This is a genomic window from Sphingobium cloacae (assembly GCF_002355855.1).
Taxonomy (GTDB): domain Bacteria; phylum Pseudomonadota; class Alphaproteobacteria; order Sphingomonadales; family Sphingomonadaceae; genus Sphingobium; species Sphingobium cloacae.
This window is the reverse complement of sequence record NZ_AP017655.1, coordinates 2,216,170-2,237,901: the sequence shown is the minus strand read 5'-3', so window position 1 is coordinate 2,237,901 and position 21,732 is coordinate 2,216,170. Positions and strand designations below refer to the sequence as shown.

Sequence of the window (21,732 nt, the reverse complement as noted above, 5' to 3'; positions counted from 1 at the left end):
ATGGCCTCAAACATGCCGCGCAACATTGTTTCGCCCTCTGCTTTATGACATAGGGCCGGCATTCAAGCCGAAGGAGTCACCGTCATGGATGTCCAGCAGACATCGCGCTTCACCGTCATCCCCAACAGCAAGGCTGTAGCGGCTGACCGGCGCGCCGTATTGCTGGAAGATCCCGGCTTTGGACGCCTGCACACCGACCATATGGTGACGATCCGCTATACCGAAGGGCAGGGCTGGCACAGCCACACCCTTGGCCCGCGCGAACCGTTCCAGCTCGATCCCGCCTGCGCCGTGCTGCATTATGCGCAGGAAATCTTCGAAGGCATGAAGGCCTATCGCCTCGCCGACGGCAGCGTCGCCATGTTCCGGCCGCGGGAAAATGCCCGCCGCTTCAACGAATCGGCGGCGCGCATGGCGATGCCCGCCATGCCCGAAGACCTGTTCCTCGAAGCGGTCGAGCAACTGGTGAAGATCGACGCGGGCTGGATTCCGGGCGGGGAGGGCAGCCTCTACATCCGCCCCTTCATGTTCGCGAGCGAAGCCTTTCTGGGCGTGCGCCCGGCGAACGAATATATCTTCTGCGTGATCGCCTCGCCCGCCGGCGCCTATTTCAAGGGCGGGAAGAAGGCGGTCAGCCTCTGGGTCTCGGAACATTATACCCGCGCGGCTCCCGGCGGCACGGGCGCGGCCAAATGCGGCGGCAACTATGCCGCCTCGCTGATCGCGCAGGCCGAAGCCAGCAGGCATGGCTGCGACCAGGTCGTCTTCCTGGACGCCGCCGAACATCGGTGGGTCGAGGAACTGGGCGGCATGAACATCTTCTTCGTGATGGAGGACGGGTCCATCGTCACGCCGCCGCTCGGCACGATCCTGCCCGGCATCACCCGCGACAGCATCATGGCGCTGGCCCGCGCCAAGGGCCATGACGTGCGCGAGCAGCCCTACAGCTTCGCCCAGTGGCGCGCCGACGCGGCGAGCGGCAGGCTGCGCGAAGCCTTCGCCTGCGGCACGGCGGCGGTGGTGACGGCCATCGGCACGGTGAAGAGCGCGGAAGGCGACTTCACGATCGGCAATGGCGATGGCGGCATGGTGACCGAAGCCCTGCGCGCCGACCTCACCGGCATCCAGCGCGGCACCGTGGCCGACCCCGCGAACTGGGTGCACCGGCTGTAGGAAGGCCGTGCTCCATAAGGCCGGTTGCTGCTTGACCTGGGTGGATTGACGACGGTCCGCTTTCCTCATTCCGTTCGCCCTGAGCGAAGTCGAAGGGCACGGCCGGTCGTAGGGAGGCCCCTTCGCTTCGCTTAGCGAAGGGCTCAGCCCGAACGGAGGAAGGAACATCCCCTTCTGTCCGAAACCAGCCATCGCCCACGGCGAACAATCTCATCGCCGCCATCGCTTTCCTCGCCCCGCCGCTTCCCTTCCTCAACCCAACGGCCTAGACATGCCCGCCATGCAACGCTTCGACGTCGTGATTCTGGGCGGGGGCCTCGTCGGCCTCACCCTTGGCATCGCTCTTTCGGGCCATGGCGTGCGCTGCGCCGTGATCGATCCCGCCGACCCTGTGGAAACCACCGCCGCCGGTTTCGACGGTCGCGTGTCGGCCATATCCTCGACCAGCCATGCCATGCTGTCCGCCATCGGCGTCGCCGATCGGCTGGAAGGCAAGGGCTGTCCCATCGACCGCATATGGGTCAGCGACGGGTTGCAGCCGGGCGCGCTGGACTTCGCGCCTGACGAGGATGACGGCGTGATGGGGATCATGTTCCCCAATCGCGACCTGCGCGTGGCGCTCGCGCAAGCGGCGGAGGAGGCGGAGAACCTCACCCGCTTCCAGCCCGACCGCGCCCTGGCCGTGGATCGTCACGCCGACGGGGTGACCCTGACGCTGGCTGGCGGGGCGCAGCTCCACGGCGCGTTGCTGGTCGCGGCCGAAGGGCGCAACAGCCCGACGCGCGAGGCGGCGGGCATCCGCACGACCCGCTGGCAATATCAGCACACCGCCATGGTGACGGCCATCGACCATGACGTGCCGCATGCCAACACCGCCTATGAGATTTTCTATGTCGGCGGCCCCTTCGCGCTGCTGCCGATGCTGCCGGGCACGCGTTCGGCGATCGTGTGGACGGTGCCGACCGAGCAGGCGCCCGCGATGATGAAGCTTTCCGAACGCGCATGGCTCGCCGAAGCGCAAAAGCGCATGGGCGGTTTCCTGGGCGACATATCGCTGGCGGGGCCGCGCTCCTCCTATCCGCTCGGTTTCCACCATGCGGCGCGGATCACCGACACCCGTCTCGCGCTGGTGGGGGATAGCGCCCATGCGATCCATCCCATCGCCGGCCAGGGCCTCAACCTCGGTTTCCGCGACGTCGCCGCGCTGGTGGAGGTCCTGGTGGAGGGCATGCGCCTCGGCCTCGATCCCGGCGACGCGCAGCTTCTGGCGCGCTACCAGCGGTGGCGGGGGCTGGATTCGCTCTCGGTCAGCGTGGCGATGGACGGCCTCGTCCGGCTGTTCGACATCCCCGGCCGCCTCCCCTCGCTCGTCCGCCGCGCGGGACTGGCGGCGGTGCAGCGCACCTCGCTCCTCAAGAACCGCTTCATGGCCGAAGCGCGCGGCGAATCCGGCGCCCTGCCAAAGTTGCTGACGGGCGAGATGGTTTAAGGCGCCACATCCGCCGACCTTCCCGTGGCATGGCGGTCGTGCCGGGCCTGTCCCTTATGAGTGGATTGGCGACGGTCCGCTTTCCTCATTCCGTTCGCCCTGAGCGAAGTCGAAGGGCTCAGCCCGAACGGAGATGGGATGTCCGCAAAATGGCCGAAACCGGCCTTATCCGACCGGACGCGGCGACTCTTCTCCTTACCCTGCCCGGTTCGCCACCAGATGCTCCACCACGGACGGATCGGCCAGCGTGCTGGTGTCGCCCAATGCCTGCGGCGATACCTCTCCTTCGGCGATCTTGCGCAGGATGCGGCGCATGATCTTGCCGGAGCGGGTCTTGGGCAGGCCGGGCGCGAACTGGATCACGTCGGGCGTCGCGATGGGGCCGATCTCGGTCCGCACCCATGCGGTGAGCGCCTTGCGAAGCTCCTCGCTCGGCTCGTCATGGGCGTTGAGCGTCACATAGGCGTAGATGCCCTGTCCCTTGATGTCGTGCGGGAAGCCGACCACCGCCGCTTCGGCCACGCTTTCGTGGAGCACCAGCGCGCTTTCGACCTCCGCCGTGCCCATGCGGTGGCCGGACACGTTGATGACGTCGTCCACGCGCCCCGTGATCCAGTAATAGCCGTCCGCGTCCCGCCGCGCGCCGTCGCCGGTCGTGTATTTGCCGGGAAAGGTCGTGAAATAGGTCTGGAAGAAGCGCGCATGATCGCCCCAGACAGTCCGCATCTGTCCCGGCCAGCTTTGCGCGATGACCAGATTGCCCTCGGCCGCGCCATGCAGCACCTGGCCCTCGCCGTCCACGATCTGCGGCACGACGCCGGGCAGGGGCAGCGTCGCGGAACCGGGCTTCAGGTCCGTGGCGCCGGGCATCGGCGCGATCATCGCCGCGCCCGTCTCGGTCTGCCACCATGTGTCGATGATCGGGCAGCGGTCCTCGCCCACGACATGATGATACCAGCGCCACGCCTCGGGATTGATCGGTTCGCCCACCGTGCCCAGCAGGCGCAGCGACTGTCGGCTGGTGCGCGTGACGAACTCGTCGCCCTCCCGCATCAGCGCGCGCAGCGCCGTGGGCGCGGTGAAGATCGTGTGCACCTGATGCCGGTCCACCACTTCCCATATGCGGCTGGGCGTCGGCCAGTGGGGAACGCCCTCATACATCAGCGTGGTCGCCCCGTTCGCCAGCGGTCCGTAGACGATATAGCTGTGCCCCGTCACCCAGCCGATGTCGGCCGCGCACCACCAGATGTCGCCCGGCCGGTAATCGAAGCACAACTCATGGGTGAGCGCGGCCCAGAGCAGATAGCCTCCGCTCGTATGCAGCACCCCCTTGGGCTTTCCCGTCGAACCGGAGGTGTAGAGGATGAACAGCGGGTCTTCGGCGTTCATGCGTTCGGGCGGGCAGTCGGCCGGCACCCGCGCCGCCTCCTCATGCAGCCACAGGTCGCGCCCGTCCTTCATCGCGACCTGCCCGCCGGTCGCCTTCACCACGATCACCTGCTTCACGCTGGTGCATTCGTCCAGCGCCGCGTCGACATTGGCCTTGAGCGGCACCTTCCTGCCCGCGCGCCGTCCTTCGTCGGCGGTGATGACGATATTCGAATCGCAGTCGATGATCCGCCCGGCCAGCGCCTCGGGCGAAAAGCCGCCGAAGACGACGCTGTGGATCGCCCCGATCCGCGCGCAGGCCAGCAGGGCGAAGGCCGCTTCGGGGATCATCGGCATATAGACGGTGATGCGGTCGCCCTTCTTCGCGCCCGCGCCCTTCAGCACATTGGCGAAGCGGCAGACTTCCTCATGCACCTGCCTGTAGGTGTAGCGGCGCGGCTCCTCTTCCGGGGAATCGGGTTCCCACAGGATCGCGACCTGATCGCCGCGCGTCGCCAGATGCCGGTCGATGCAGTTGGCGCTGACGTTCAATTCCCCGTCCGCGAACCATTGGACGCCGAAATCCGCCTCCTCGAAGCTGCTTTCGTCGGTTTTCGTCGGCGGCGTGATCCAGTCCAGCCGCTTCGCCCGCTCCAGCCAATAGGCATGGCCGTCCTCGATCGAGCGCTTGTAATCCGCCGCCCGTCCCTCCAGGTCCAGCAGCGCGTTCTTCGCCCAGACCGCGGGAACCGGGAAGAAATCGTCAGACATCGGGCATCCTTTCCTTGTGACGGCTTGTCGCCGTGCCATACCCTAGGGCGCGGCGGGCGAAACCGGAAGATGGCTTGATCCGGCTTTTCCGGCCTGTCGTTTCGCAAACGCCACGGGATTTCCCCATTTTGCCGCTTTCCCAATGCCGTGCGCGGGCCTAACAGACAGGGACATGTGGCAGCTTTACCAATTCCCGCTCTGTCCCTTCTCCCGCAAGGTGCGCCTTCTGCTGGGCGAGAAGGGCGTGGGCTACGACCTCGTGCGCGAATCGCCGTGGGAGGCGCGCGACGAGTTCCTCGATCTCAACCCGGCGGGAACCACGCCCGTCATGGTGGACGCGGAAAAGGGCCTGACCCTGATCGACAGCCAGGCGATCTGCGAATATTTCGAGGAGACGGTGGAGAAGTTCCCGCTGATTTCCGGCACGGCGACGGGCCGGGCGGAAGTGCGGCGGCTGACCGCCTTTTTCGACCAGAATTTCTATGGCGACGTGGTGGGCCCGCTGATCCACGAACGGATGAAGAAGCGCCTGATCGAGCGCACGCCGCCCGACGCCCGCGTCCTGCGCGAAGCGATGCGGCGGGCGAACAACCATATGGACTATATGGACTATCTGCTCGACCATCGCGCCTGGATGGCGGGCGGGACGCTCAGCCTTGCCGACATCGCGGCGGCGGCGCACCTGTCGGTGGCGGATTATCTGGGCGGCATCGACTGGACCGGCCATGAGACGGTGAAGCGCTGGTATGCCGGCTTCAAGTCGCGTCCCTCCTTCCGCCCGCTGCTGTCGGAACGGATGGAGGTGATCGTGCCTCCGCCCCATTATGAAAAGCCCGACTTCTAGGTTGGGGACTCATTTGCTCCACTCTGCGACGACGGCGACGAGAGCGATAGCGGCGAGATAGTTTTGGGCGTGTCGGTCATATCTGGTGGCGATGCGCCGCCAGTTTTTGAGGCGTCCGAAGAGCCTCTCGATGACGTTTCTCCTTCGATAGATACGCCGGTCGAGAGGATATGGTGTTCGGCGCGAAGCAGTTGAAGGGATCACGGCTTTGACGTTTCGGGCGGTCAGCCAGTTGCGCAAGCTGTCGGCGTCATAGGCTTTGTCGGCGAGGAGACGCCTTGGTGGAGCGACCGTACCGAGTAGCGGAATGGCGATGCTGATGTCTGCGATGTTGCCGGGTGTCAGGGTGATGGCGACCGGTCGGCCGCGATCGTCGGCCAGGCAGTGGATCTTGCACGTCCTGCCGCCCCGTGAGCGACCGACCGCTTCTTCATACTCCCCCTTTTTGAGCCTGCCGCCGAACGGTGGGCTTTGACGTGGCTGCTATCTATCGACAGTTCTTTCGGCACAGGCCCCGATGCCGCGACCTTCTCGAAAAGGCGCTGCCAGATGCGCCGCTGAGACCAGCGGTTGTAGCGGTTATAGATCGTTGTGGGCGGCCCATAAGCGGCGGGTACGTCGCGCCAGCGGCAGCCTGTCTTGAGCACGTGCAGGATGCCCGAAATCACCGTTCGATCGTCAACTCTCGGCTTGCCAGCTTTGCCATGCGGCAGATGTGGCTCAATCGCTAACCCTGCCTCATCCGACAGCCAAAACAGATGGCGTGACATACTCTCTCCTGCACAAACTCACAGAGACAGGATATTTATCTCATAATATCAAACAGGTGTATAGGTTCTCAACGTAGGCGCCTGGCGGCCCCTAGTCGGCCTCCGCCGCCAGGTAGACGCGATTGCGGCCATGCTCCTTGGCCAGGTAGAGCGCCCGGTCCGCGGCTCTCAGCGCGGCGCGGGAGTTCTCATATTCCAGCATGTCCGCGACCCCGCCCGAAAAGGTGACCTGCTCCATCTTCTCGCCATTGGCGCGGTTGACGAGGCTGCGTCCCGCCAGATCCTCGCGCACCTTGTTCACCAGCGCGCAGGCTTCGAGCGCCGTCTTGCCGCGGAACAGCATGACGAACTCCTCCCCGCCATGGCGCGCCACATGGCAGCGGTCGTTGGAAATCTTCGTCAGCAGCCCGGCGACGAATTTCAGCACCCGGTCGCCCGTGTCATGGCCATGGGTATCGTTGATCGTCTTGAAATGGTCGATGTCGCAAAAGGCGATGGCCAGCGGCTCGCCCTGCTCGCGCGCCAGCGCCAGCTCATCGCGCAGCGCGCCTTCGAAGGCGCGGCGATTGGGCAGGCCGGTCAGGAAATCATGCTCCGCCGCCTTGCGCGCGCTTTCCAGGCTGGATTGGAGCGCCTGGGTCTGCTTCTGGTTGTCGCGAAGCTGGGTTTCGACCTGCCGCGTCTTCTCCACCATCGAACGGGTCAGGTTGACCAGCCGGGCGAGCACCGCGTCCGCGTCGCCGCCGGCCGCCAGATCCTTGGCCTGTTCCTGCAACGCCGCGCCGTAATCCTTGGCGCTGCTGCGCGATTCATGCATCAGGCCGGTGAACAGCTTCAGGCTTTCCTCCACCTTGTCCAGCATCGTGGCCAGCGCTTCGGGCGTGATGTCGTCGGCGCGCTGTTCGGCGACGACGGCTTCGACCCAGCCGTTGCTGACCTGGCCGCGTTCCATCATGACCGCCTGCACCGCCTTTTCGATGCCGATGTTCGCGCCCGTCAGATAATCGAGGGCGACGGAAAAATTGATCGGCGTCAGGTCCAGGTCATGGGCGAACAGGAAATCGCCGATATCGTCATAGAGCTTGCGGCGGCGCGTGATTTCCCGGTTGGCGGCCGTGCTGGCGCGGGCCCGCCGTTCGGGCGCGGGCTGTTCCTCCTCCTCTCCCTTGCCCGACAGGCCGCGGGCCCATCGCGTCAGGCGGTCGGTAAGCCCATGCTGTGGGCTGGCGGAGGAGGGGGACGTCGCGTTCATGCCATGAAGAACGGCCGCCCGCGATCAGGGTTAAGCCGGCATCAAACAAATTTCGCGAACGCCGCTGGAATCGCGGTCAGATGTCGGCGGAAACCAGCCAGTCGCGGAAGATGCGGACCGCGCGCGTCTGCAATGCGCGGGGACGGCAGACGAAGAAATAGCGATAGGGGCTTTCCACCCTGACCGGGAACAGGCGGACCAGCCGGCCGTCCGCCGCCTGCTGGAAATGGCTGGCGTGCATCACGGCGACGCCCAGCCCCTGCGCGGCGGCCTCCAGCATCAACTGGCCCGAATCATAATTGTCGATCGCCAGCGGTTGCAGGTCCGGCAGGCCGACCGCTTCCTTCCATGCGTCGAACGCCAGCGCCATGTCGCGGTGCAGCAATATCGTGTGCTGCGACAGTTCCTCCGGCGCGCTGAGCGCATGGGGCGGTTCCAGCAGCGCCTTGCGCCCGATCAGGTAGACCTCGTCATGATCCAGTTCATGCGCGTAGAGCGCCGGGTCGATGTCCTTCGCCAGCACGATGGCCGCGTCCAGCCCTTCGCCCAGCCGCGCCACGGCATAGGGCGTGGTCTCGATGTCGATATGAAGCTGCGGGTGCATCTGGCGCAGTTCGCCCAGCCGCGGGAACAGCCGCTGGGTCGCGAACAGCGGCATGACCGCCAGGCGCAGGCGCAACTGGTTGCCGCCGCTCTGGATATTCTCCAGCGCCTGGCTGAGCGAATCCAGCGCGGGCGCGATGTCGTCCAGCAGCCGCTGGCCGTCCGCGTTCATCTCCAGCGCCTGGTGCTTGCGGTCGAACAGCGGGCGGCCGATGAAGCGTTCCAGCGCCTGCACCCGGCGGCTCAAGGCCGGGGTGGACAGCGCGAGTTCCTCCGCCGCCGCCTTGACCGAGCCGAGGCGGGCGACCTGAACGAAGGCCTCCAGGGCCGTAAGAGGCGGCAGTCTGCGCATAATCGGTCAAAATCCAGAAATTCCCGCCGTTGCACCGCGTCATGTCATTTTCCGGGCGGCGCGCCGGCGGCTTTCGGCATCCTCCATTCAATGATCGGCAAAATCCGTCAATGAGGCAAGATGCATTTTTTGCAACTCGCTCGATTTCCTTCGCACTTGCAAAAATAACTGCTGCACCGCACATAGGAAAGGCCTTTCAGGCATCCTCTCCTATAAACTTTCCGGGCTGGCCTTCGGGCCGGCCCTTTTTTTCGTTTCGCCGGCGGGGCGATGCGCCCTTTTCCTCCGCACGCGCATTTCCTATCTGGTTACGCCAGCAACAGGAGCGAGGATGGCGATGGCCGATCAGGACAACGAAGGACGCAGGATTCAGGTGGCGAACGCGCGGCCCGAAGATGCCGGGCGCGGATTGGCCCGCCTCCCGCTGGCGGTGATGGCGGAACTGGGTCTGGCCGAGGGCGACGTGGTCGAGATCGCGGGCAAGCGGCCCACTCCCGCGCGGGTGGTGCGGCCCTATAAGGAGGATGAAGGGCTCGACGTGCTGCGCCTCGACGGGTTGCAGCGCGCCAATGCGGGCGTGGGGTCGGGCGATTTCGTCCACATCCGCAAGGTGGAGCCGCGCCCCGCCCAGCGCGTGATCTTCGCGCCCGCGCAAAGCAATCTCCGCCTGCAAGGCAATCCCGATGCCCTGAAGCGCGTTTTCTACCAACGGCCCCTGACGGCGGGCGATGTCGTCGCGACCTCCGGCCAGCAGCAGGTGCCGCCCGGCGACATGCCGCCCCAGCTCCGGCAGATGCTGGCCGCCCCTGCCTATGCCTTGCAGGAAATCCGGCTGGTGGTCGTGTCGACGATCCCCAAGGGCTTCGTCCATATCGACGCCGACACCGAAGTCGAACTGCGCGCCGAATATGAAGAACCGCGCGACCTGCGCCGCGCCGACGTGACCTATGACGATGTGGGCGGCATGGCCGACGCCATCGACCAGCTGCGCGAGATGGTGGAGCTGCCGCTGCGCTATCCTGAACTGTTCGAACGGCTGGGCGTCGATCCGCCCAAGGGCGTGTTGCTCCATGGCCCGCCGGGCACGGGCAAGACCCGGCTCGCCCGCGCCGTCGCCAATGAATCGGAAGCGGAGTTCTTCCTCATCAACGGCCCGGAGATCATGGGCTCGGCCTATGGCGAATCGGAAAAGCAGCTTCGCGAGATCTTCGAGGCGGCGGCCAAGTCCGCCCCGTCGATTCTCTTCATCGACGAGATCGACTCCATCGCCCCCAAGCGCGGCAATGTGACGGGCGAGACGGAAAAGCGCCTCGTCGCCCAACTGCTGACGCTGATGGACGGCCTCGAGCCGCGCACCAACCTGGTGGTCATCGCCGCGACCAACCGTCCCGAAGCCATCGACGAGGCGCTGCGCCGCCCCGGCCGCTTCGACCGCGAGATCATCGTCGGCGTCCCGGACGAGCGTGGCCGGCGGGAAATCCTGGGCATCCACACGCGCGGCATGCCGCTGGGCGAGGGCGTGGACCTCGCCGAACTGGCGCGCATGACCTATGGCTTCGTCGGCGCGGACCTGGCCGCCCTGACCCGCGAGGCCGCGATCGAGACGGTGCGCCGCTTCATGCCGCGCCTCAACCTGGAGGAAGGGACGATCCCGCCCGACGTGCTGGAGGAACTCTCCGTCGCGCGGGAGGATTTCATGGCCGCGATCAAGCGCGTCCAGCCGTCCGCCATGCGCGAGGTGATGGTGCAGGCTCCCAATATCGGCTGGTCCGACATTGGTGGGCTGGGCGACGCGCAGATGCGCCTCAAGGAAGGGGTGGAACTGCCGCTCAAGGACCCCGACGCCTTCCGCCGCATCGGCATCCGCCCGGCCAAGGGCTTCCTGCTCTACGGTCCGCCCGGCACCGGCAAGACCCTGCTGGCCAAGGCGGTCGCGCGCGAGGCGGAGGCGAACTTCATCGCCACCAAGTCCAGCGACCTGCTCAGCAAATGGTATGGCGAGAGCGAGCAGCAGATCGCCCGCCTCTTCGCCCGCGCGCGGCAGGTGGCGCCGACCGTGATCTTCATCGACGAACTGGACAGCCTCGTCCCCGCGCGCGGCGGCGGCCTTGGCGAACCGGCCGTGACGGAGCGGGTGGTCAACACCATCCTCGCCGAGATGGACGGGCTGGAGGAGCTTCAGTCGGTCGTCGTCATCGGCGCGACCAACCGCCCGACGCTGGTCGACCCGGCCTTGCTGCGCCCCGGCCGCTTCGACGAACTGATCTACGTGCCCGTTCCCGACGAGGCGGGACGGCGGCACATCCTGTCGATCCACACCAAGAAGATGCCGCTGGCCGACGATGTCGATCTGGACGCGCTCGCGGCGCGGACGGAGCGTTTCACCGGCGCGGACCTGGAGGATCTGGTGCGCCGCGCGGGCCTGATCGCGCTGCGCGGATCGCTCTCCGTCGAGAAAGTCGGCATGGCCCAGTTCGAGGCCGCGCTGGAGGAAACCCGCGCCTCCGTCACGCCCGAAATGGAGCGCGAATATGAGCAGATCCAGGCGACGCTCAAGCAAAGCGTGATGCAGATCGATCCCATCGGTTTCGTCGCGCCGGGGATGCTGCGCCAGCGCGAAAGGCGGGATTGACCGCGCGAAAGCTGCGGGCGGCGGGTGAACTCATCCCGCCGCCCGTGCGTTGACGGGGCGGATATTGCAAAGCCGCTTGCAAGCGGCGGCAGGATTTGCAACCGCTGGACCGAAACAAGCACGGGGCGAATAATTGATGGCCACCATCCCGCTGAAGAAAGATCATGATGGCGCGCGCCCCGCAGGATGGGGCAGGTTCATGCGGCAATGGGGGATGTTCTTCCGCCAGTTCGTGAAGCATCCGGGCATGATAGGGTCCGTCATCCCCTCGACGCAGGCGCTGGTGGACGCGATGCTGGACGAGGTGGATTGGGACCGGACGCGCCTGTTCGTCGAATATGGGCCGGGCGTCGGCACCTTCACGCAGGACATCCTTCGGCGGATGCATCCCGATGCGCGGCTGATCGCCATCGACCTCAATCTCGATTTCGTCGCCTATCTGGAGGCCGAACTGGTCGATCCGCGCTTGCGCGTGGTGCATGGATCGGCGGCGGACGTGCGCCGCTTCATCAAGGAAGCCGGTTTTTCCGAAGCGGACTATATCCTTTCGGGCATTCCCTTTTCCACGCTTCCCGACGGGGTGGGCCCCGCCATCTGCGCGGAGACCGCCGCGGCCCTGCGGCCGGGCGGCGCTTTCCTCGTCTATCAATATTCGGCTTATGTCCGCCGCCTGCTGGCGCCGATCTTCGCGCAGATCGCGGAAAGGACGGTGTGGCGCAACATCCCCCCCTGCCGCATCTTCCGCGCGCTGCGGGCGGAAGCGCTGGCGGAGGCGGCCTGATCGCCATCCTTCCCGGGGATACCGGCAGGTCATTGACTCCTCCCTGATATTTGCCCACCTTCCCGCCGAGGGACGCGGGGGAAGCGTATATGGCGGCGCGCGCCGATGGCGGCGATGAATGGGCGGATCGCTTCCTCGCGGCGGCGCTGGAGCCGCCGCTCTGGGACGATGCGCTGGGCGCGATGGCGGCCGCGACGGGATCGCGCCGTGGCCAGCTGGTCGGCTTCGGCCCGGACAGCGCCATCTTCAACCGGATCACCGACATCGACCCGGGCCTGCTGGACCGTTCCGACGTGCAGGCGCTGCACAGGCCCGAACTCAATTTCCGGCTGATGGCGGACGCCATGGCGGGCGGCGACGATATCGTCCACGAAGCGCATTACGACATCGCCCGGCAGAGGATCGGGAATAGCGACTATCTCGATCTCTGCGCGGAGCTGGACATCGCCGACGGCTGCCATGCCCGCCTCATGGTGGAGGATGGGGCGATGATCGGCCTGGCGCTGCTGCGCGGGCGCAAGGATGGCCGGACCAGCCAGGAGCAGCGGGACCTTTTCGCCCGCCTCGCCGGACATGCGCGCATCGCGGTCCGCCTGCAACGGGCGATCGAGCAACAGGGCTTCGCGCTTCTCAACGGCACGTTCGAGGCGATGGACCGGGCCTGCTGGCTGCTGGACTGGGGCGGCCGGGTCCGCGCCATGACGCCGCGCGCCGAAGCGCTTCTGCTGGCGGGAAGCGCGCGGGTCAGCGACGGCTGGCTGTGCAGCGGACGGGCGGAGGAAAGCCGCGCCATCCTTCGCGGCATCCGCGCGGTCGTCGCCCGCCCGGCGCAGCCCGCGCCGCCGGTCCTGCTGGAACAGGGGGAAGGGCCCGCGCTCCTGCTGGAGTTTCATCCCCTGCCTGCCCGCGATTGGGCGATGGCCTTCGCGCCGCGCGCCCTGGTGGTGGGGCGCAAGGCCCCTTCCACGGCGTATCAGGCGCACATGTTGATGGAAGGCTATAAACTCACGCCCGCCGAGGCCGACATCGCCGTTCGCCTCGCCTCCGGCATGTCGCGGCCGCACATCGCGGCGGCGCGCGGCGTCTCGGCCGGAACCCTCAAGGCCCAGCTGCGCAACATTTATGAAAAGACCGGATGCACGCGCGAATCCCAACTGGTGCGCATGGTCAGCCTGCTTTATATGTAACGGATTCGAAATGATATTTTTAAGGCGCATACCCCGATCGGGATATGCGCCGGCATCGGCGGCCCTGTAGGGAGCGGACGGCTTCATGCCGCTGGCGGCCGGTTCATATGCGACCCATGATCCGGCCGTCGGCTCCGGCTGGATGGCGTCATGGCACGGGTTCCGCCGGGCGATGCTTTCATGCTAAGGGGCTCGCCGACGAAAGTGGCGAGACTCATGATGAACGACCTGACCCAGACTCCCGAAATGCTGATCGCCACGCTGGGCGCGCGCGCGCGCCGTGCCGCCGCCTTGCTCGCCGGTGCCGACGACGCGCGGAAGGCCGACGCGCTCCGCCGCGCCGCGCAGGCGCTGCGCGACCAGTCGGCGCAGATCATCGCCGCCAATGCGCGCGACATGGAAAATGCCGCCGCCAACGGCCTGTCCCCCGCCATGCTCGACCGGCTGAAGCTGGACGAAGCGCGGGTGGAGGCGACGGCGGCGGGCGTCGATCAGGTCGCCGGCCTCGACAATCCGCTGGGCAGCGTCATCGACAGGCAGGTGCGTCCCAACGGCATGGAGCTTTCCCGCGTCCGTGTGCCGCTGGGCGTCATCGGCATCATCTATGAAAGCCGCCCCAATGTGACGGCGGACGCCGCCGCGCTCTGCTTGCGCGCGGGCAACGCCGTGATCCTGCGCGGCGGCAGCGAGGCGAAGGAGAGCAACCGCGCCATCCACGCCGCCATGGCCGAAGGGATCGCCGCCGCGGGCCTGCCCGCCGACGCGGTGCAGCTCGTCCCCACCACCGACCGCGCCGCCGTGGGCGCGCTGCTCAAGGCGGCGGAGTTCGTCGACCTCATCGTGCCGCGCGGCGGCAAGAGCCTCGTCGCCCGCGTGCAGGAAGAGGCGCGCGTTCCCGTGCTCGCGCATCTCGACGGCATCAACCACAGCTATGTGGACGGCGCGGCCGATCCCGACATGGCGCAAAAGCTGGTGGTGAACGCCAAGATGCGCCGCACCGGCATTTGCGGCGCGACCGAAACGGTGCTGATCGACCGTGCCTATCCCGCCGCGCCCGCGCTGGTGAAGGCGCTGCTCGACGCGCAATGCGCCGTGCGCGGCGACGCGGCGGCGCAGGCGATGGACCCCCGCGTCACGCCCGCCAGCGACGAGGATTGGGACACCGAATATCTCGATGCCATCGCATCGGTCCGCATCGTCGACGGTCTGGACGACGCCTTGGCGCACATCGCCGCCCATGCCAGCGGCCACACCGACGCCATCGTGACCGGGGACGCGGAAAAGGCCGAGCGCTTCCTGAATGCGGTCGACAGCGCCATCGTCATGTGGAACGCCTCGACCCAGTTCGCCGACGGCGGCGAATTTGGCCTCGGCGCGGAAATCGGCATCTCCACCGGCCGCCTCCACGCCCGCGGCCCGGTCGCGCTGGAGGGGCTCACCACCTATAAATGGCTGGTGCGCGGCACGGGCCAGACCCGGCCCTGATTCCCCTGTTCCCCGGAATAGGAATCCAACATCGGTTCCCCATGACCTTCAACACTTCGCCATCTCGTTCATGGGATAGCGAAGGTTCACCCCTTCACCACCGCGTCGATCGCCTTCAACCGCTCCAGCATCGGCCCCATCCATTCCAGCGGCAGCATCACCGGTCCATCGGACGGCGCATGGTCGGGATCGTCATGCGCCTCGGCAAAGACCGCCGCGACGCCGGCCGCCACCGCGCTCCGCGCCAGCACCGGCGCGAACTCCCGCTGCCCGCCCGAAGCGGACCCCAGGCCGCCGGGCTGCTGCACCGAATGCGTCGCATCGAACACCACCGGATACCCCGTCTGCGCCATCACCGGCAGCGCGCGCATGTCGCTCACCAATGTGTTGTAGCCGAAACTCGCCCCCCGCTCGGTCAGCAGGATGCGCCCGTTCCCGGTCGACGCGACCTTCTGCGCTACCGCCGCCATGTCCCATGGCGCGAGGAACTGGCCCTTCTTCACATTCACCACCGCGCCGGTCTTGCCCGCCGCGACGAGAAGGTCCGTCTGGCGGCAGAGAAAGGCCGGGATCTGGAGGATGTCCACCGCCTGCGCCGCCGCCTCCACCTGCGCGGCCTCATGCACGTCGGTCAGCACCGGGCAGCCCATCGCCGCCTTCACATCGGCCAGGATCGCCAGCCCCGCGTCGATCCCCACGCCGCGCCTGCCCGAAACCGAAGTCCGGTTCGCCTTGTCGAACGAGGATTTGAAGACGAACGGCACCCCCGCCTTCTCCGCCGCTTTCTTCAACGCCTCCGCCATGGACAGCGCATGGTCGCGGCTCTCGATCTGGCAGGGACCGGAAATCAGGACGAAGGGCAGGTCGTTGCCGATCGCCACCGGACCCACCTGAACATGCTTGGCTGTTGTCATCCCGCTCACTTCGGCGCTTTCACGAAGCGCCGCAAGAGCTGACCGCGCCACAGCCCCTTGCCGGCATGATAATTCCAGCAGAACCAGCCAAAGGCGAGGCAGGCGAGCAAGGAGGGTATCGCCATCGGATCGCCTTCGTTTTTCATATGCCGGTAGAAGGCGAAATCCGCCCGCCAGCGGTCCCGTTCCGAACCGCCTCCGTTGATGCCATAGGCGTTGTCATGCTTCCGGCAGCCGATGTTTCGGTTGTATTTCCGGTGGTCTATGAAATAGCAGTAGTCGCGTTCGGGTGTCATCATGGCCCGATGTGGACAGGGGCCATGGAAAAGTTCAAGCGGAAAGTCTTTTACCTTGGCGGTTTCGATCCGCGCGGGGTGCGTTTCTATCACCAGCTTTATCGCGAGCAGGCCGAGAAATATGCGCGCCTGTCCGGCGAGCAGGTGGAGGTGAGCGCGCGCCGTTCCGGTCCCGCTTCCTCCGCCATCTGGACCGTCACCAACCGGACGGCGCATGTCGAGACGGACTATGAGTTCCTCCGCTGGGAAGATCTGGTCGGCAAGGTATGGATCAGGAACCCGCTGCTTCTCGCCTGGCGCTCCATCGCCACCTACAGCGCGCACGCCCGCTTCATGCAGTTCCGCCGGATGCGGAAACTCCGGCGCGGTCCCGTCATCACCATCCTCTATCCCCCGGTCCTGGCCGTCCTCATCCCGCTGGGCCTTGCGCTGCTGACGGCGTTGCTGCTGTGGGCCTTCCTGCCTTTCTGGGCAGCGGCTCTTGGCGGCGTAGGGGTGAGCGCGCTCCTGTCAGGCCGCCTGCTCAACAAGCTGATCGTGCCATGGCTGCTGCGCTTCATGTATTACAACCACACGGTCGCCGCGCAGGGACCGGGGCCGGAGATGGACGCCCGGCTGGATCTCTTCGCCGACCGCATCCTTGCCGAGATGGACGGTCCCTATGACGAAGTGATCTTCGCCTCGCACAGCAACGGCACCAACTATGCGATGAGCATCCTGCGCCGCATCCTCGAAAAGCGGCCCGGCCTGCCCGCGAATTTCATCGTGCTGACGCTGGGGCAGGTCGTTCCGGTCATCGCGCTCCGCAAGGACGCCCGCTGGTATCATGCCGACCTGAAGGCGCTGGACGACAAACATTTCCGTCTGGTCGACTTCTCCTCCCCACCGGACGGCGCGGCCTATTATGACGTGCATCCGATCCGTCTCGTCTCGGACCGATGCGCCGCCCGCGTCGATCTGCTTTCGCCGCGCTTTCATCTCTTCTACGAGCCGGAAAACTACCATGGCGGCTGGTCCAACAAATATGAGGCGCATTTCGACTATCTGCGCGTGGGCGACCGCCTGTCACCGGTCGACTATCTGAGCCTGACCGCGGGCCGCCGCACCGTCGACGAAGCCATCGCCGCCTTCAGGACGATCCCGTGACGGACCCCTTCATCCCGCCCTATCCCGAACCGCCCAAGAGCCGCCGTGGCCTTGTCAAGCGGTTCCTGCGCGGCTGGCATAGCTGGATCCATGTGCTCTTCGAAAAGAGCTACACGATGAAGATGGGCGAAATCCGGATGCCCGGCCAGACCATGTACATCGCCAACGAACTGCCGCTGGTGGACAGGATATTGCGCGGCGGCACGGCCTTCCCCAAGCATCGCGAACTGGTCCGCAATCTGGAGCCGCTGATCGGCAACAGCGTCTTTTCCGCCAACGGAGAGGATTGGGAAAGCCAGCGGGCGATGGTGAATCCCGCCTTCGCCCATACCGCGCTCAACCGGTCCATGCCGCTGATGGCCGCGGCGGTGGACGATTTCCTCGCCCGCATCGACGCCGCCGACCGGACGAAGCCTGTCGACATCGACCCGATGATGACCCATGTGGCCGCCGACATCATCTTCCGCACGCTCTTTTCGCAGACGCTGGACGCGCATCGCTCCAACATCATCCACACAGCGTTCGGCCAGTTCCAGCGGCTCGCGCACAGCGCTTCCATGCTGCGCCTCTACGGCCTGCCCGCCCGCTGGTTCGAGAAGCGGTCGCTGAGACCCGCCGAGGCGATCCACGCCGTGTTCCGGCCTATCGTGGAGGCCCGTTTCGACGACTATCACCGGCGCGGCGAATCCCCGCATCGCGACATATTGCAATCGCTGGTCGAGGCGAAGCATCCCGAAACCGGCGCGCCCTTCACCTTGGCGCAGGTGATGGATCAGGTGTCCACGATCTTCCTCGCGGGGCATGAGACATCGGCGGGCACGATGACATGGGCGCTCTATCTGCTCGCGGAATGCCCGCACGTCCAGAGCGCCGCCCGCGCGGAGGTCCGGCGCGCGGCGGGGGACGAGCCGCTCACCGCCGCGATGCTCAAGGAAATGGGGCAGGTGCGGAACATCTTCCGCGAGACGCTGCGCCTCTATCCGCCGGTCGCCTTCTTCCCGCGCGAGGTGCCCTGTCCCATGGACATGCGCGACAAGCATCTGGAGCAGGGCGCGATGCTGGTCGTCGCCCCCTGGCTCACGCAGCGCAACAAGGATCATTGGGCCTGTCCCCATGGCTTCGACCCGGACCGCTTCGACGACCCGGCCAATGCGGAGATGGCGAAACAGGCATGGTTCCCCTTCGGCCGGGGGCCCCGCGTCTGCATCGGCGCGGGTTTCGCCCAGCAGGAGGTGACGACGATGATCGCCGCCGTCCTGCGCCGTTACCGCCTGTCGGTGCCACGGGGCTTCAAGCCGGAACCGATCAGCCGCCTCACCATCCGGCCGAGGACGGGCATGACGCTCATGTTCGGCGATGTGGACGGTTAGAAGTCCGCCATACCCCGTCCGAAACGAAAATGCTGGCCTGTTCGGCGCGAGCGGCTAAGCTGGCGATCCATGAAATAGCAGGAGAGATCGCGATGATGGTCATGTTCGTGGGTGCGGATCGGTCCGAGACCGCGGTCAATGCCGGTCAGGTCACCTTCGTCTCCTCCGTGACGGACGGCACGCGCATCCGCTTCGGCGAAGGGCGCAGCGTCACCGTCACCGAACCGATCGCCGAAGTCATGGACCGGCTGAACAAGGCGCTGATGCCGCACGAATAGGCCCGCGCGGCCTGGAAGGCGTCAGTCGCCCTCCAAGGCCCGCGAGAAATAGACCATCTGCATCGCCTGCAACCGCGCGCCCTGTTCGATGTCCGCATCGCCCGAATGGCCGCCGGCGGTATCCTCGTAGAACAGATAGGGCAGCCCATATTCCTTGAGCCGCGCCGCGAACTTGCGCGCATGTTGCGGGCCGACGCGGTCGTCCTTGGTCGTGGTCCAGATATAGGGCGTGGGATATTTCACGCCTTTGCGGATATTCGCATAGGGCGAGATCTTTTCCAGGAACGCTTTCTCTTCCGGCACGGAAACGCTGCCATATTCGTCCACCCATGACGCGCCCGCCGCGATCTGTTCATAACGCATCATGTCGAGCAGCGGCACCTGGATGGTGACGGCGTTCCAGAGGTCGGGATGCTGGTTGAACGCCACCCCCATCAGCAGCCCGCCATTGGATCCGCCATAAATGCCGAAGCGCCGGGGCGAGGAGAAGCCGCGCGCGAAAATGTCCTTCGCCACCGCCGCGAAATCGTCATAGATGATCTGCCGCTTCGTCTTGCGCCCTGCCTCATGCCAGGCCGGGCCGAACTCGCCGCCGCCCCGGATGTTGGCGAGGACGAAGCTGTTCCCCCGCTCCAGCCACAGCTTGCCGGTGATCGCGGCATAGCTGGGCGTCATCGGCACTTCGAACCCGCCATAGGCCGTCATGATCGTGGGGGTTGAGCCGTCCTTCTTCATATCCTTGCGATGGACGATGAAATAAGGGATTTTCGTCCCGTCGGTGGAGGTCGCCTCATATTGCTCCACCACCAGCCCCTTGGCATCGAAACGCGCGGGCATGGCCTTCACCTGCGTAGGTCTGGGGTTCGCCGCGTCCAGCGCCCAGAGCGTCGTCGGCGCAAGGAAGCCCGCCACCGCCAGATAGGCCTTGTCGTTCCGGTCCGTCGCCGCCGCGATGCCGATCGTCGCATTGTCCGGCAAGGCGACGGCCTGCGAAGCCCATCCCTTCTCCCCCGGCGTCAGCACCAGCACCCGCCCGCGCACATTGTCGTTGATCGACAGGATCACGCGGCTCTTCGTCGCCGCCACGCCGTCGATCGACTGTCGTGCATCAGGGGCGAAGAGGATGGCGGGCTTCAATGTCTCGCCGCTCTCCAGCGCCTTCAGCGGCACCGCCGCCAGCGACCCGGCGGGCACGTCCACGCCGCCGCTGGTCCAGTCCTCGCTGGTCTGGATCAGCACCTGCCCGTCGATCATGCCCTGCACATTGCTCCGCGTCGGCAGAGGCAGTTTCTTCGGCCCCTGCGCCGTCAGCAGGAAGGTCTGGTTCCCGAAGAAGGTCACGCCGCGATAGAGGAACGCCGCCCGGTTCCCTTGCCCGTCGGACAGCAGCATCGGATGGACGCCGACCTGATCGGACGCCTCGCCGCGATAGATCTCCTTCGCCGCCGCCAGAGGCTCGCCGCGCTTCACCGCCTTGACCACGAAGGGATAGCCCGAAGCCGTCATCGTGCCTTCGCCCCAGTCGCGTGCCAGCAGGATCGTATCCGGGTCCAGCCACGCCTCATTCTGCTTGGATGTCGGAATATCGAACCCGCCCGGCACGAACTGGCCGGTGGTCAGGTCGAACTCGCGCAGGGAAACGGCGTCCTCGCCCCCGTCCGACAGGTTGATGAGCGCCCGCTTCTCATCGGGATCGAGCAGGGTGGCGCCCTTCCAGACCCATTTCTTCCCGTCGGCCTTCGACAGCGCATCGAGGTCCAGCACGGTCGTCCATTCGGGATCGGCGGAGGCATAGTCCGCCTCGCTGGTGAAGCGCCATATGCCCTGCGGATGATCGGCATCGCGCCAGAAATTGAACACGCGCCCGTCGATCAGCATCGGCATGGCGATCCGGTCCCTGGCCGATGCAATGGCGAGCGCGTCGCGATAATAGCCCGCATAGCGCGCATCGCCCTGAAGCGTGGTGACGGTCGCCTTGTTCTCCGCCTCCACCCATTGCATCGCGCGCGGGCCGGTCCAGTCCTCCAGCCAGACATAGGGATCGTCGGCGGGCGCAGGGGAAGGCGCGCCCGCGCCGGTCAGCAAAGCAGCGGAAACCAAGGTCCATATCCTTTTCATGCAACATCACTCCGTCCCGCCATCCGCATCCGTCGATAGCGCCGCCTGAGCGCCACGCCCGCGATGAGAAGCGGGGCCGATGACAACATCGCCGCCGCGCCCAGAAAGGGCGGCCACAGCCCGAACAGGCTGTATATGCCCAGCGCGGACGGCATGACGATCAGTAACATGCCGATCGTCAACAGCCACAGCCCATAGCGGCGCGGACGCACGGCCACCATCCGCATTTCATGCCGCCACGCCTTGCGGCCTGCCTTGGTGGAAAGGTCGGGGGGGGGATGGTTGAACATAGGCTCTGGACCTTGTGCCGCTTCGCCCCTATCCTGTCCAGCATCCCCGGGGGACCGCTCACAAGCGGTTGAGAGGCGGCTGACGTGGCCGCGACCCGCTGAACCTGATCCGGATAAGACCGGCGTAGGGAGGGAGCGGTGCGCTACCGGCAGTCCGCGGCCCGTCCTTCGCCCATGAGAGGAAGAGAAGGACGTCATGGACACCACCTCCATCCTGACCTTGCGCCTCGCCGAGGCCATCGGCCTCTATCTGATCCTGATCGGCATCAGCGGCCTTGCCTCGCCCGGACGCTGGCGTGGCGCGATAGAGGAACTGAACCGATCGCCCGCTCTTACTCTGGTCACCGGCCTCGTCGCCTTCGCGCTGGGCGCGACCATCGTCATGGTCCATCGCGCCTTCGCCGATCCTTTGAGCATCATCGTCACGCTGGTCGGCTATATCGCGCTCATCAAGGGCGCGCTGCTGATCGCGGTGCCCGGCCCGTTGATGAAAGTCGGCGACTGGTCCTTCCGTTTCACCCGCGCCTGGGCGGCCTTCGCGCTGATCCTGGGCATCCTGCTCTTCTACGCGGGCCTCACCGGCCGCGCGACCGTCCTCGTCTGAAAGGAACAC

General features: G+C 66.3%; 19 protein-coding genes and 1 riboswitch. Of the genes, 11 read left to right on the top strand and 8 right to left on the bottom strand.

The window, feature by feature from the left end; genetic code table 11:
* The first annotated feature begins 84 nt into the window (after window positions 1-84).
* Both SCLO_RS11140 and SCLO_RS11135 read left to right on the top strand, forming a co-directional pair.
* Window positions 85-1,173, top strand: a complete 1,089-nt coding sequence (locus SCLO_RS11140; RefSeq protein ID WP_066516764.1) for a branched-chain amino acid aminotransferase — start codon at window positions 85-87, stop codon at window positions 1,171-1,173.
* 280 nt (window positions 1,174-1,453) lie between these two features.
* On the top strand, window positions 1,454-2,662 hold the full coding sequence (locus tag SCLO_RS11135; RefSeq protein ID WP_066516917.1) for an FAD-dependent monooxygenase: 1,209 nt from the start codon (window positions 1,454-1,456) through the stop codon (window positions 2,660-2,662).
* Between the two features lie 195 nt (window positions 2,663-2,857).
* Here the strand turns inward: SCLO_RS11135 and acs are convergent, their stop codons facing one another.
* Window positions 2,858-4,801 carry an acetate--CoA ligase gene (acs, locus tag SCLO_RS11130; protein ID WP_066516763.1) on the bottom strand — a complete coding sequence of 648 codons (1,944 nt, stop codon included), beginning with the start codon at window positions 4,799-4,801 and terminating at the stop codon, window positions 2,858-2,860.
* 172 nt (window positions 4,802-4,973) lie between these two features.
* On the opposite strand from acs, the gene SCLO_RS11125 reads away from it, so the two are divergent.
* Window positions 4,974-5,645, top strand: coding sequence for a glutathione S-transferase family protein (locus tag SCLO_RS11125; RefSeq protein ID WP_066516762.1), 672 nt, complete (start codon window positions 4,974-4,976; stop codon window positions 5,643-5,645).
* 9 nt (window positions 5,646-5,654) lie between these two features.
* Here SCLO_RS11125 and SCLO_RS11120 read toward each other — a convergent pair.
* The 3 genes from SCLO_RS11120 to SCLO_RS11110 form a co-directional block, all read right to left on the bottom strand.
* Window positions 5,655-6,415, bottom strand: a protein-coding gene (locus SCLO_RS11120) for an IS5 family transposase (RefSeq protein ID WP_407695306.1) whose coding sequence is annotated in 2 segments (ribosomal slippage) — window positions 5,655-6,089 and window positions 6,092-6,415 — 759 coding nt in all. Because the reading frame shifts where the segments join, the coding sequence is not laid out codon by codon here.
* 91 nt (window positions 6,416-6,506) lie between these two features.
* Window positions 6,507-7,667, bottom strand: a complete 1,161-nt coding sequence (locus tag SCLO_RS11115; RefSeq protein ID WP_066518055.1) for a GGDEF domain-containing protein — start codon at window positions 7,665-7,667, stop codon at window positions 6,507-6,509.
* Between the two features lie 76 nt (window positions 7,668-7,743).
* Window positions 7,744-8,622, bottom strand: coding sequence for a LysR substrate-binding domain-containing protein (locus SCLO_RS11110; protein ID WP_066518053.1), 879 nt, complete (start codon window positions 8,620-8,622; stop codon window positions 7,744-7,746).
* Between the two features lie 337 nt (window positions 8,623-8,959).
* On the opposite strand from SCLO_RS11110, the gene SCLO_RS11105 reads away from it, so the two are divergent.
* The 4 genes from SCLO_RS11105 (at window position 8,960) to SCLO_RS11090 (ending at window position 14,707) form a co-directional block, all read left to right on the top strand.
* Window positions 8,960-11,254, top strand: coding sequence for a CDC48 family AAA ATPase (locus tag SCLO_RS11105; protein WP_174521965.1), 2,295 nt, complete (start codon window positions 8,960-8,962; stop codon window positions 11,252-11,254).
* A 136-nt stretch (window positions 11,255-11,390) separates the two neighbouring features.
* The gene (locus SCLO_RS11100) at window positions 11,391-12,035 is read left to right on the top strand and encodes a class I SAM-dependent methyltransferase (RefSeq protein ID WP_066518044.1); all 645 of its coding nucleotides are present in this window, start codon (window positions 11,391-11,393) and stop codon (window positions 12,033-12,035) included.
* A gap of 89 nt (window positions 12,036-12,124) precedes the next feature.
* On the top strand, window positions 12,125-13,222 hold the full coding sequence (locus SCLO_RS11095; RefSeq protein WP_066518042.1) for a helix-turn-helix transcriptional regulator: 1,098 nt from the start codon (window positions 12,125-12,127) through the stop codon (window positions 13,220-13,222).
* 219 nt (window positions 13,223-13,441) lie between these two features.
* Window positions 13,442-14,707, top strand: coding sequence for a glutamate-5-semialdehyde dehydrogenase (locus SCLO_RS11090; RefSeq protein WP_066518070.1), 1,266 nt, complete (start codon window positions 13,442-13,444; stop codon window positions 14,705-14,707).
* An 86-nt stretch (window positions 14,708-14,793) separates the two neighbouring features.
* Here the strand turns inward: SCLO_RS11090 and kdsA are convergent, their stop codons facing one another.
* Window positions 14,794-15,621: a 3-deoxy-8-phosphooctulonate synthase gene (kdsA, locus tag SCLO_RS11085; RefSeq protein WP_066518039.1), complete on the bottom strand. Its 828-nt coding sequence runs from the start codon at window positions 15,619-15,621 to the stop codon at window positions 14,794-14,796.
* A gap of 5 nt (window positions 15,622-15,626) precedes the next feature.
* Window positions 15,627-15,920 (bottom strand): hypothetical protein, encoded by a 294-nt coding sequence (locus SCLO_RS11080; protein WP_066518037.1) that lies wholly within the window; start codon window positions 15,918-15,920, stop codon window positions 15,627-15,629.
* A gap of 21 nt (window positions 15,921-15,941) precedes the next feature.
* Between SCLO_RS11080 and SCLO_RS11075 the strand changes: the two genes are divergently transcribed.
* From SCLO_RS11075 to SCLO_RS11065, 3 genes are all read left to right on the top strand, one after another.
* Window positions 15,942-17,063 (top strand): hypothetical protein, encoded by a 1,122-nt coding sequence (locus SCLO_RS11075; protein ID WP_066518036.1) that lies wholly within the window; start codon window positions 15,942-15,944, stop codon window positions 17,061-17,063.
* Entirely contained in the window at window positions 17,060-18,433 is a 1,374-nt protein-coding gene (locus tag SCLO_RS11070; RefSeq protein ID WP_066518034.1) for a cytochrome P450, read from the top strand. The genes SCLO_RS11075 and SCLO_RS11070 overlap by 4 nt, the downstream gene beginning before the upstream one ends.
* A 92-nt stretch (window positions 18,434-18,525) precedes the next feature.
* The gene (locus SCLO_RS11065; protein ID WP_066518069.1) at window positions 18,526-18,711 is read left to right on the top strand and encodes a hypothetical protein; all 186 of its coding nucleotides are present in this window, start codon (window positions 18,526-18,528) and stop codon (window positions 18,709-18,711) included.
* Window positions 18,712-18,732: 21 nt separating this feature from the next.
* Here the strand turns inward: SCLO_RS11065 and SCLO_RS11060 are convergent, their stop codons facing one another.
* The gene (locus tag SCLO_RS11060; RefSeq protein ID WP_066518032.1) at window positions 18,733-20,829 is read right to left on the bottom strand and encodes a prolyl oligopeptidase family serine peptidase; all 2,097 of its coding nucleotides are present in this window, start codon (window positions 20,827-20,829) and stop codon (window positions 18,733-18,735) included.
* Window positions 20,826-21,119 carry a hypothetical protein gene (locus SCLO_RS11055; RefSeq protein WP_066518030.1) on the bottom strand — a complete coding sequence of 98 codons (294 nt, stop codon included), beginning with the start codon at window positions 21,117-21,119 and terminating at the stop codon, window positions 20,826-20,828. The genes SCLO_RS11060 and SCLO_RS11055 overlap by 4 nt, the downstream gene beginning before the upstream one ends.
* Window positions 21,120-21,156: 37 nt before the next feature.
* Window positions 21,157-21,267, top strand: a riboswitch (TPP riboswitch).
* A 48-nt stretch (window positions 21,268-21,315) separates the two neighbouring features.
* Between SCLO_RS11055 and SCLO_RS11050 the strand changes: the two genes are divergently transcribed.
* Entirely contained in the window at window positions 21,316-21,723 is a 408-nt protein-coding gene (locus tag SCLO_RS11050) for a DUF2065 family protein (RefSeq protein ID WP_066518029.1), read from the top strand.
* Window positions 21,724-21,732: the final 9 nt, after the last annotated feature.

Bases quoted from the DNA above. Each gene is read 5' to 3' on its own strand.
- SCLO_RS11105 (WP_174521965.1), top strand. From the start codon at position 8,960: ATGGCCGATCAGGACAACGAAGGACGCAGGATTCAGGTGGCGAACGCG.
- SCLO_RS11115 (WP_066518055.1), bottom strand. From the start codon at position 7,667: ATGAACGCGACGTCCCCCTCCTCCGCCAGCCCACAGCATGGGCTTACC.
- SCLO_RS11050 (WP_066518029.1), top strand. From the start codon at position 21,316: ATGGACACCACCTCCATCCTGACCTTGCGCCTCGCCGAGGCCATCGGC.
- SCLO_RS11090 (WP_066518070.1), top strand. From the start codon at position 13,442: ATGAACGACCTGACCCAGACTCCCGAAATGCTGATCGCCACGCTGGGC.
- SCLO_RS11110 (WP_066518053.1), bottom strand. From the start codon at position 8,622: ATGCGCAGACTGCCGCCTCTTACGGCCCTGGAGGCCTTCGTTCAGGTC.
- SCLO_RS11095 (WP_066518042.1), top strand. From the start codon at position 12,125: ATGGCGGCGCGCGCCGATGGCGGCGATGAATGGGCGGATCGCTTCCTC.
- SCLO_RS11060 (WP_066518032.1), bottom strand. From the start codon at position 20,829: ATGAAAAGGATATGGACCTTGGTTTCCGCTGCTTTGCTGACCGGCGCG.
- acs (WP_066516763.1), bottom strand. From the start codon at position 4,801: ATGTCTGACGATTTCTTCCCGGTTCCCGCGGTCTGGGCGAAGAACGCG.
- SCLO_RS11055 (WP_066518030.1), bottom strand. From the start codon at position 21,119: ATGTTCAACCATCCCCCCCCCGACCTTTCCACCAAGGCAGGCCGCAAG.
- SCLO_RS11135 (WP_066516917.1), top strand. From the start codon at position 1,454: ATGCAACGCTTCGACGTCGTGATTCTGGGCGGGGGCCTCGTCGGCCTC.
- SCLO_RS11065 (WP_066518069.1), top strand. From the start codon at position 18,526: ATGATGGTCATGTTCGTGGGTGCGGATCGGTCCGAGACCGCGGTCAAT.
- SCLO_RS11075 (WP_066518036.1), top strand. From the start codon at position 15,942: ATGGAAAAGTTCAAGCGGAAAGTCTTTTACCTTGGCGGTTTCGATCCG.
- SCLO_RS11140 (WP_066516764.1), top strand. From the start codon at position 85: ATGGATGTCCAGCAGACATCGCGCTTCACCGTCATCCCCAACAGCAAG.
- kdsA (WP_066518039.1), bottom strand. From the start codon at position 15,621: ATGACAACAGCCAAGCATGTTCAGGTGGGTCCGGTGGCGATCGGCAAC.
- SCLO_RS11100 (WP_066518044.1), top strand. From the start codon at position 11,391: ATGGCCACCATCCCGCTGAAGAAAGATCATGATGGCGCGCGCCCCGCA.
- SCLO_RS11080 (WP_066518037.1), bottom strand. From the start codon at position 15,920: ATGATGACACCCGAACGCGACTACTGCTATTTCATAGACCACCGGAAA.
- SCLO_RS11125 (WP_066516762.1), top strand. From the start codon at position 4,974: ATGTGGCAGCTTTACCAATTCCCGCTCTGTCCCTTCTCCCGCAAGGTG.